Raw genomic sequence first — 9,741 nt, 5'->3', positions numbered from 1 at the left:
GGATGATTTTATTCAAATCCATTGATCCTGAATACTTATAACTCAAATTTAATTTTAACCGCTGAAATAATATCTGTTTCAATTTTCTCGTCCATTACAATAAAGTTATTTTTCAGATAGAATTGCATTGGTGTATAATAGGTTGAGCCATCTTGTTTCAGGTCATTATTATGATCGATTACCCAACCGCATAATTTTTTGGAATTCTGTTTTAAACTGTCAATTAGCATTTTTCCGCACCCCTTGTTTTGATTTGAAGCAGATACAAGAATGGAAAACCATATCTCGTCATCTCTCAAGAAGGCAACAGCCCAGCCAATTACTTCGTTTGCTTCATTAAGTAAGATATGATGATTATACTCTTTTGTGCCTTTCAACAGTAGTCCGAACCTATTTTTTAACTTGATTGGATATAATTCGTTCCAGAGGTGATCAATTTGCTTCGTCTGATCTTCTGTTAGACTTTTTGATATTTCAATTCTCATGGTCATGCTTGTACAAAAAAGGCGTATTGGGACGAATATACATAAATAAGAAAGCGGGAATGATCTCCGACCACTCCCGCTTCATCTAAATTAACGCTCTCATAAATAAAGACGTTAATTGGGGTTGAATATTGTGTAACCCAATAAAGAATTAAAAATTATCAGGTTTAAAACCAATCCCTTTTCTTGGGGGATTAGGTTGTTCTTGTTTTTCAAGTAGTTCATCTAAATAACGGAATACGATTTTTCGATTTCCAGTCTTATATCTGTATTGTCTGCTAGTATTTTACGTATATGCGTAAATATGCGTATGATTTGGATATTCACCTTTATTGCCCTTTTACTGTTCAATACACTTGATAGCATGGAGACTCCCTGCTCGGTGAAAACCATCATATTGTATTTTGAATGTTCCCCGTGTCTTAAGGTGCCAAATTGGCTCCTTAAGATTTTTTGCTCTTCGTTCCCAAGTTCAAACATAAAGTCTTCAGGGAAACGGTCTATATTTCGTTTAACCTGTCTTTTAAGCTGCTTGGTTTCTACTTCATAAAGTGCTGCTAAATCGGTATCTAGCATTACCTTATGTCCACGTATATAGTAGATTTGGTTCATGATAACTTCGTCAGGAATTAGCATGATATCTTTATTCTCGGTCATATTTGCTCTATTAAATGCCAAGTTAAACCTCTGTATTTTTACGGACTTAACGATAATCTATTATAAATTATATATAAATTTCTCTCAACAATGCCATATCGGAACCAACTTTAATATCAAGTATTTTAGCATAATGCTGTGTGGTCTGAATATTAGTGAGCTGCATCGCAGATAAAAAGTAATAAGAATCAACGATGCAAACTTAGCTTTGCAGTAATTAGAAATCAAGATGTTTAGTCTTTTAACTTGTTTAATGTCAGGTTTTTATGTGATATTTGGTGAGTCATTTCCAATTTTTAATTTACTCACCGAATCACTCACCTATAGGATCGGAATTCATTCGAAAATTGTAACCCCTCAAAATGCAAAAAGCCTGCTATCTTACGATTTGCAGGCTTTTTGTTGGTTTTGATACCATTTTGGCGGAGAGTGGGGGATTCGAACCCGCGGACCCTTTGACAAGTCAACAGTTTTCAAGACTGCCGCAATCGACCACTCTGCCAACTCTCCGGCGCAAAAGTACAAACTTCATCTTATTTTGCAAATTAAGATTTAAATAAATTTGATTTTTCTTTAAAAACGCCGTTTAAATGTGCTTAAATGGGTGAAATGATAGGAGTGGCGTTGCTTGTGGAGCTGTTTTATACGGTAAATTGACTTGAAAACTACTCCTAAGACATTGCGCTTAATGCGAAATTCTTCTTCCGAAGGAGAAAATCTGCTTCTTTTTAGTACTGTTTTAGCGCAGATATTTTTTTTAGCTGACCAAAAAACTGCCTTCCTATAGGGATTTCAATTTTATCAATTTCAACATCATGATTGGTGAAGGCTGTAATTCTGTTAATGGAAATGATGAAAGACCTGTGAATCCTCATAAACTGGTGATGAGGCAACATAGATTCCAATGAGCTAAGCGTTTGTTTGACCAATAAAGGTGTATCCATATGTCGGTATATTTTGATATGGTCTCTAATGCTTTCTATGTATACGATATTTTCGAGAAGAATTTTTACCATTTTTCTGTTGGTCCTGAAATATAGGTGCCCACAGGAGGGTAGATTACTTTGCTTTTCGTCGTTGTGATCGTAAGTGTTAATCACTTTGTTAACAGCCTTTAAGAATCGTTCAAGGCTTATCGGTTTTAACAGGTAATCTACAGCGCCCAGTTCAAAAGCCTCGACTGCAAATTCAGGATAGGAGGTGATGAAGATAAATTTAGGTGGATGTGGTAAAGTCCTGATAAAACTCGTCCCTAACAAGTCAGGCATCTTTATATCCAGGAAGATCAGGTCAATTCTCTCTGCCTTTATAAAATCCATAGCTTTAAGAGCATTGTTGCAGCTGGCCACAACTTCAAGTTGTTCAACCATTTTACAATACTTTTCAACGATCTTTAAAGAAAGTTGTTCGTCATCTATAATTAAACATTTCCAAATCATGTTTTTACCTATTGATACTCCATTTTCTGATGATGTATTTAATGTAGTACCAGTTTAAACTGGATTACCATAAATTGAACAATAGGTGGGATATTTATAACGCAGACCAAGCTCATTTGTTTAGTTTTTTTAATTTATGTAGCATGAATGGTATGTTGTTGTATACCAGTGGTGTGTTTCTGTTTATAAAGCGATTGAATACCTGGAATTGTAAATGTGGAAGTTTTTTTTATATCTTTCTGAACTAGTGTTTTTTGATTAACAAGAACTAGTTAGCGAGCCATGAAAAGAATAACGCTTTTAATTACCTTAATTGTATGCACAACTCAAGTCGGATTCTCTCAGTCCATAGATAAAGTAAAGCTTGATAGCTATTTTAAGGCGCTTGAAGACGATAACAGGTTTATGGGGAGTGTAGCGGTCTCTCAGGATGGAAAGTTGGTTTACACGAAAGCTGTTGGCTTTTCTGACGTAGAAACTAAAACCAAAGCAACCGAAAACACGAAATATAAAATTGGCTCCATCTCTAAAACTTTTACTGCTGTTTTGGTTTTTAAGGCTATTGAAGAAAACAGACTAGGTCTTACAGAAACTATTGGAAAGTATTTTCCTTCTATACAGCATGCTGATAAAATCACGATCAGTCAGCTACTTGGTCACAGGTCGGGTATCTTTAACTACACCAACAATCCCGAGAATATGAAATTGAAGTCAAAAAAGCATACTGAAAAGGAGCTTTTGGATGTTATCGCAAAAGGAGGGAGTGACTTTGAACCGGATAGCAAGGTATCTTACAGTAATTCAAATTATATACTGCTGACCTTTATTTTGCAAAAGGTTTATAATAAAAGTATTTCAGTACTATTAAAAGAAAAGATCACAACACCATTGGTGTTAAAAAGCACTTACTTTAGTAAACCTATCGATGTGACTGATAATGAAAGCAATTCCTATAATTTCAATGGTAGCTGGATTAAGGATTCTGAAACAGATATGTCGGTTGCGCTGGGAGCCGGAGCTATTGTTTCCAAACCAACGGATTTGCTAAAATTTGCAGACGCGCTGTTTAATGGTAAGCTCATTTCAATGAAAAGTCTTGAACTCATGAAAACCATAAGGGATGGTTATGGAATAGGCTTATTTCCAATTCCATTTTATGATAAAAAGGGCTATGGTCATACCGGTGGGATTGATAAATTTACTTCTGTTTTTGGTTATTTCCCTGAAGGTAAAGTTGCTTATGCCTTAACTTCTAATGGAAGTTCGTATAACAACAATGCCATTTCAATCGCTTTATTAAGCAGTGTTTATAACAAACCTTACGATGTACCCGTATTTTATGCAGCTGAAGATTTAGGTAAGTATTTGGGTGTTTATTCAAGTACATCGTTTCCTTTAAAAATAACCATCACCAAAAATGAAAAAACATTGGTGGGCCAGGCAAGCGGGCAGTCTGCAATTGCCCTTGAAGCAACGGAAAAGGATAAGTTTAGGTTTGAGCCAGCTAATCTTGTTTTAGAGTTTCTACCGCTTGAAAGTAAAATGATTTTGAAACAGGGGGCTGGAGTGTTTACCCTTTCAAAGGAATAATGATTTTATGAAAGAATTTATCCATATTACGCTGTTCTTGGTGTTTGTGACCCTGTTAAATAACAACGGTTTTTCTCAAACGAAGCCTGCTCGATCTTTAACTGCCACGCAGGTTAATACCCTTGTGGATTCACTTTTCAACCTCTTACGCAATCATTATATTTATAGTGATAAAGCGAAGGCAATGGTCGGGTATTTAAATGACCAATTAAAAAGGGGGAATTATAAAGATTTCGCAGATCCGAATAAATTGGCCGCCAAATTGGAAAGCGATATTAGACATATCAATTATGATTCGCACTTACATGTCGCCTTTGAACCTGATTTACGTGCACCAAAGGAACTTAGCGCTGCGGAAAGAAAGCAAGCGATTGCAGAACAATTAGTGGGGGAAAGGGAAAACAATTTTAATTTTCGAAAAGCAGAAGTTCTTCCCGGAAATATTGGCTATTTACGTATTGATGGGTTTACTGGTCTTATCGAGGAAGCCAGGCCCACATTAAAGGGGAGTTTAGCTTTTTTGTCCAACACTAAAGCCCTAATAATTGACCTTAGGTTTAATGGGGGAGGAAGTAATATTGAACAATTTTCCAGCTACTTTTTTAAACATAAAGAGCATTTGTTTGATCAGATCAGCACTTTTAGTACGGATACGATTTCACTATTTACAGATCCAAAGGTTACTGATGATTTAACCTTACTAATGCCAGTATATATTCTCATTAGCAAGAAAACAGCCTCTGCAGCCGAAGCTTTTGCTGCTGCTCTGCAAGGATTAAAACGAGCTGTTCTTATTGGCGATACTACCCTCGGAGCTTCACATATGACGGCTTTCTTTTCCATGGGGCAAGGCTTTATCGCTAAAGTGCCATTTGCCCGGCCAATTAGTACTTCATCTTTTAAGGATTGGGAAGGAACGGGTGTAATCCCGGATATATCTATTCCAGCATTAAATGCTTTACAGAAAACGCAAACTGTCATATTCCAGGATTTGTTGGCTAAAGCCAATAATGATAAAGAAAAAAGGACTACGCAGTGGGCTATAAACACTTTGAACGCTGAGCAAAATTTATCAAATCCACCTGTAAACGTATTGAATAAATATACTGGTGTATATACCGGGGGTATTAATTTCTATATAGAGGCTGGTAATTTATTATGCAGAAATCCCGAACGGGGAGGAACTGATGTATTTAAAATGAAGACTGTTTCAGATCATACTTTTCTACTTGACGAGAATGCTCAGATTGAATTTGTAAAAGATGCGAGCGGCAAATATTCCTCGCTAAAAATGCTTTGGAAAGACGGAAATATTACCGAAAAAAGCAAAGAGAAATAATCCAACTGGACTATAAAATCTTAAGCATCATTTTTGCTGCTGTTAGTGTATTCCTTCATCATCCTGTAATCGCATTTCAATTATGAAAAGGAAGAGGATAAAGTCGTATCTGGAAAAAAGAATGAGGTCTATTGAAAAATATGCCATGGTGATTTTATCATGCGATGATATGGAAGCTATACACCAATTGCGGGTTGGATTTAAAAAGCTAAGAGCTTTTTTACGTCTGGCTTCATTGGAGCCATCAGCAGAGAAACAGCAGGTTCCTTCAAAATTGAAAAAGATCTATAAGTATGCGGGGGCAGTTCGCGATTTGCAGATCTACTACCATAATGTTGTTCCGTTTTATCATAAGGCCGACAACTATCCACAGCAGGTATTGCAGCAAATAGCAGTAGCGAAATATATTCTGGTTAAGGCCTTAAAATCTTTTCCTTTTCGGAGAACCACAAAACAGCTGAAAAGGAAAGCGCCCGATCGGGTGTCGAAAAAAACAATGGATAGGTTTATCCAAAAGAAATCCAAAGCAATTGATAGATCGATAGGAACAAATATCAGGGATGTCCATTTACATGTGTTAAAGAAATACCTTAAAGATGTATTCTATAGCCTGAAAGCATTTCAAGCACCTGTTCAAAGCTATTTCCCTATTGCCGGTAAAGGGAATATGTCGGAGTTGAGTAAACTAAGCGATGTTTTAAATGAGTACCTGGACTGGGTTGTTGGCTTAAGTTTTTTAAAAACAGCATTATCAGGCAAGTTATCCCTGCATGATAGAGTCATTCTGCAGGGGATAAAAAAGAACTGGACCAGTAAAAAAGGCCAGGTACGTCGCCGTGCTATGACAATGTTGCGTTCCTGAGCCAACACTTTAATCAAGATATTTCTAATTATTTCTACACCTTTGAGGCCTGTTAATTAGGACAGCCCGTTAATTTATGAAGCAAGTATTTAATTTGTTTGATTTATCACAAAAGGTAAATTACAAAACAGAGTTGTTGGCCGGACTTACTGTAGCCATGACGATGATTCCGGAATCTTTATCCTTTGCCATATTAGCAGGATTTCCTCCGCTTGTTGGTTTATACGGCGCCTTTATCATGGGATTGGTTACTTCGATCTTTGGCGGTCGACCAGGCCTGATTTCCGGTGGTGCTGGTGCAACAGTTATTGTTCTGATTGCGCTGATGAAATCCCATGGTTTGGAATTTGTTTTTGGTGCTATTGCCCTGGCGGGAGTATTGCAAATTATAGTAGGCCTGTTTAAGTTGGGGAAATTTATTCGTTTAGTTCCACATTCGGTCATGTTTGGATTTGTAAACGGCTTGGCCGTAGTTATTTTTATGTCTCAGCTTGAACAGTTTAAAACCGTTGTCAATGGGCAGACAGCGTGGTTAACCGGACCTGCCTTATTCGTGATGGCGGGATTGGTAGCACTAACCATTGCTATCGTTGTGTTTTTGCCCAAAATTACTAAAGCTATTCCTGCTTCATTAGTGGCCATTATGGTTGTTTTTGCAATAGTTTCAGGCTTTGGTATTGAGACCAGGAAGATTATGGACATTGCTTCGGTAAGCGGTTCTTTGCCGCCCTTTCATATTCCTGATTTTGCTTTAAACCTCGAAAATCTGAAGATTATTTTTCCTTATGCACTAGTGATGGCTGCGGTTGGTTTAACAGAAGGTTTGCTTACGCTTAGCCTGGTTGATGAAATCACAGGAACCAAAGGGAAAAGTAACAGAGAATGTGTGGCGCAGGGTAGTGCCAATATCCTTAATGGTTTCTTTTTTGGAATGGGCGGCTGCCCGATGATTGCTCAGACATTGGTTAACCTTTCAGCCGGATCAAGAGCCCGAATGTCGGGAATCGTGGCTGCGTTAACTATCCTGCTTATCATATTGTTTGGTGCGCCAATTATAGAGCAGCTTCCATTGGCAGCTTTAACCGGAGTGATGATCATGGTAGCTATTGGGACATTTGAATGGGCAAGCTTTAAAACATTCAGGCGTATGCCTAAATCAGACGTGTTTGTTATGGTAGTGGTAACATTGATTACAATAGTGCTGCATAACCTGGCTTTAGCAGTATTGATTGGCGTAATCATTTCTGCTTTGGTGTTTGCCTGGGACAGCGCGAAGAGAATTCGTGCCAGGAAACATGTGGATGAAAACGGAGTTAAACATTACGAGATATTTGGGCCTTTGTTTTTCGGTTCAGTAGCTGGTTTTGCTGAGAAGTTTGATGTAGCTAATGATCCTGAAGAAGTTGTTATTGATTTTAAGGAGAGCAGGGTGGTAGATATGTCTGCCATCGAAGCTTTGAACGCAATTACCGGGAGATACAGGAAGAATGGGAAAAGAGTACGTTTAAGACATTTAAGCGATGATTGTATCCTCCTCCTCAAGAACGCAGAGGCGATGGTTGATGTAAATATTATGGAAGACCCTACTTATAAAGTGTTGGTGTAGCACATAAGCGAGTACGAACGGTTTATTTTTGTATGTAAACTACTTCTTTTTGGTCTTTAAAGCAGTTTATGAGTCTGTAATTGTTGTATGAACTCTTGGCTTGGGTATGTAGCTTCTATTGGATTTTTGGACTGAAAAACTGTTTATATTTAGCGTGAATTAAATTAATAAGGCGATGAAAAAGCAGGTGTTTTTCTTACTATTCTGTGGACTATCCCTTCTAGGAATGAATAGCCTATCTGCACAGATTGTACTTAAGGAAGTAACAATTACTGGTAAAACAACTAAGGCGGTTGTAGCCAAAGAAGTTTCGGAGTCATTTAGCCGTTTGTTTAAAGACGCTGTAGCTCCCGAATGGTATGAAGTAAATAAGAGATATGTAGTGAATTTTATTTATAATGACCAAAAAAACAGGGCCGTATTTACAAAAGGTGGCTCTTTGGTTTATCATTTGGCTTATGCTGTTGAAGATGAAATTCCTCAGGATATCAAGTCAATGGTGAAAAATAAATATCCTGACTACGCAATAACTTTTTCAGTTAAGGTTGAGCAGGGAGATGCGAAGGTGTGGTTTATAAATGTTGAAGATGCGACTAAGATACATGTCCTTAGGGTAGGAGCAGATGAGATTACGGTAGTAAACACCCTAAAGAAAACATAGGCAACAGTCGGGTTGTATGATCTGCTATACTTTTACTTTGGATGAGATCTTATCGTTTCCTGGGCCTCAAAAGCTTTTTGAAGCTGTCTTTCCAATATTGGTAAATATTTTTTACCAAAATCACTAATCTGTGCATCCGGACTCCGGCTGGTTCCCTGGTAAAGTTCAATGTACTTCCTGCTATTTTGCATCGTCATCTTCATGTACAGTTTTTCAAAGTATTTGGTTTCCATTTTTCTCATCCCTTCAAGCTGAGTCTTGTCGTGCTGGGATAGCGACATAGGAAACGTTAATCCTTTAATCATCGAAAGTTCGTTCAATGAAGTTAAGATTTGTCCCTGTTCTTCTGCCATCAATTTCCCGAAATCTTTAACCTTTGGGTTGTCGGCTTTCTCATTTGCAAGCTTGCCTAATTCTATTTCCAGCATAGCGCCTCTGGCTGCCTGCTCAATAAACATGGTGCCTTGAATTTTGTTTCCTAATGTTGCCGAATCAGGGATTTTAGTATCAGTACCAGACTCGGCTTTAGGATTAGGCCGGCAGTATTGAAACGATACCGCTATTATGAACATGAATAATAAATGGAATCTTGTAGGTTTCATTATTTAAAACGACAAACTGGTTGTCGACTTAACAACGTACGTTTGAGATTGTTTCAAAATTATGGGATTCGATCCAGGTTCGGTTCAAGTTCGATCAGGCTTCGGGTACAGTGTACGTATACAAGGAGCCTCACCCGAGTAGAGTAGGACTCTCCTAGGAGTATGTAGGACCTGTAGTCCTATGTGTCTTACCCTATTATAGCTATACAGGTTATTGAATTAATTTTGAATTGACTATACACCCAAATTTGCAATTTCTGATTGGGCTATACAAGTTGTATTTTTTTCTAGTTTGTATTTTTTAGGCTTCCATCTTTTTTTAAGTTCTCCATGTTTAAGATGCGCTTGTTCGGGGGTCAGATAGTCGCAACTGGCATGCGGCCTTATCTGATTGTAGGTTTGTATATTGTCCCGGATCTTTCTTGTAGTTTCCCTTAACCCTGTTTGGGCTCCATAAAGGTCAAACTCGGCTTTTAATATTCCATTTACCCGTTCAGCGA

General features: G+C 37.7%; 10 protein-coding genes and 1 tRNA gene. 5 read left to right on the top strand and 6 right to left on the bottom strand.

Annotation, left to right across the window (positions count from 1 at the left end; genetic code table 11):
* Nucleotides 1-35: 35 nt before the first annotated feature.
* The 4 genes from B9A18_RS24890 to B9A18_RS24875 form a co-directional block, all read right to left on the bottom strand.
* Nucleotides 36-485 (bottom strand): GNAT family N-acetyltransferase, encoded by a 450-nt coding sequence (locus B9A18_RS24890; RefSeq protein ID WP_144009619.1) that lies wholly within the window; start codon nucleotides 483-485, stop codon nucleotides 36-38.
* A gap of 225 nt (nucleotides 486-710) precedes the next feature.
* Complete coding sequence (locus B9A18_RS24885; RefSeq protein ID WP_235005442.1) at nucleotides 711-1,142, bottom strand: ORF6N domain-containing protein; 432 nt, start codon at nucleotides 1,140-1,142, stop codon at nucleotides 711-713.
* Nucleotides 1,143-1,562: 420 nt separating this feature from the next.
* Nucleotides 1,563-1,652 (bottom strand) — tRNA-Ser (locus B9A18_RS24880).
* Nucleotides 1,653-1,870: 218 nt separating this feature from the next.
* The gene (locus tag B9A18_RS24875; RefSeq protein ID WP_084292623.1) at nucleotides 1,871-2,581 is read right to left on the bottom strand and encodes a LytR/AlgR family response regulator transcription factor; all 711 of its coding nucleotides are present in this window, start codon (nucleotides 2,579-2,581) and stop codon (nucleotides 1,871-1,873) included.
* A 282-nt stretch (nucleotides 2,582-2,863) separates the two neighbouring features.
* Here B9A18_RS24875 and B9A18_RS24870 point away from each other — a divergent pair, with 282 nt between their 5' ends.
* The 5 genes from B9A18_RS24870 to B9A18_RS24850 all read left to right on the top strand — a co-directional run bounded on the left by B9A18_RS24870 (nucleotide 2,864) and on the right by B9A18_RS24850 (nucleotide 8,639).
* Nucleotides 2,864-4,171: a serine hydrolase domain-containing protein gene (locus B9A18_RS24870; RefSeq protein WP_084292621.1), complete on the top strand. Its 1,308-nt coding sequence runs from the start codon at nucleotides 2,864-2,866 to the stop codon at nucleotides 4,169-4,171.
* Between the two features lie 7 nt (nucleotides 4,172-4,178).
* Nucleotides 4,179-5,510 (top strand): S41 family peptidase, encoded by a 1,332-nt coding sequence (locus B9A18_RS24865; RefSeq protein WP_084292619.1) that lies wholly within the window; start codon nucleotides 4,179-4,181, stop codon nucleotides 5,508-5,510.
* An 82-nt stretch (nucleotides 5,511-5,592) separates the two neighbouring features.
* A complete protein-coding gene (locus B9A18_RS24860) occupies nucleotides 5,593-6,372 on the top strand; it encodes a CHAD domain-containing protein (RefSeq protein ID WP_084292618.1) in 780 nt (259 codons plus the stop codon).
* Between the two features lie 76 nt (nucleotides 6,373-6,448).
* Nucleotides 6,449-7,978: a SulP family inorganic anion transporter gene (locus tag B9A18_RS24855; RefSeq protein WP_084292617.1), complete on the top strand. Its 1,530-nt coding sequence runs from the start codon at nucleotides 6,449-6,451 to the stop codon at nucleotides 7,976-7,978.
* A 226-nt stretch (nucleotides 7,979-8,204) separates the two neighbouring features.
* Nucleotides 8,205-8,639, top strand: coding sequence for a hypothetical protein (locus B9A18_RS24850; RefSeq protein WP_084292616.1), 435 nt, complete (start codon nucleotides 8,205-8,207; stop codon nucleotides 8,637-8,639).
* 32 nt (nucleotides 8,640-8,671) lie between these two features.
* Here B9A18_RS24850 and B9A18_RS24845 read toward each other — a convergent pair whose 3' ends face one another.
* The gene (locus B9A18_RS24845; RefSeq protein ID WP_084292614.1) at nucleotides 8,672-9,241 is read right to left on the bottom strand and encodes a DUF4142 domain-containing protein; all 570 of its coding nucleotides are present in this window, start codon (nucleotides 9,239-9,241) and stop codon (nucleotides 8,672-8,674) included.
* 234 nt (nucleotides 9,242-9,475) lie between these two features.
* Nucleotides 9,476-9,741, bottom strand: a 266-nt coding sequence (locus B9A18_RS24840) for an integrase core domain-containing protein (protein WP_144009618.1), incomplete at its 5' end; no start/stop codon positions are given.

The organism is Pedobacter nyackensis (assembly GCF_900176505.1).
GTDB lineage: Bacteria > Bacteroidota > Bacteroidia > Sphingobacteriales > Sphingobacteriaceae > Pedobacter > Pedobacter nyackensis.
The sequence above is the reverse complement of the archived record's forward strand: the minus strand, read 5'-3'. Positions and strand labels throughout refer to the sequence as shown.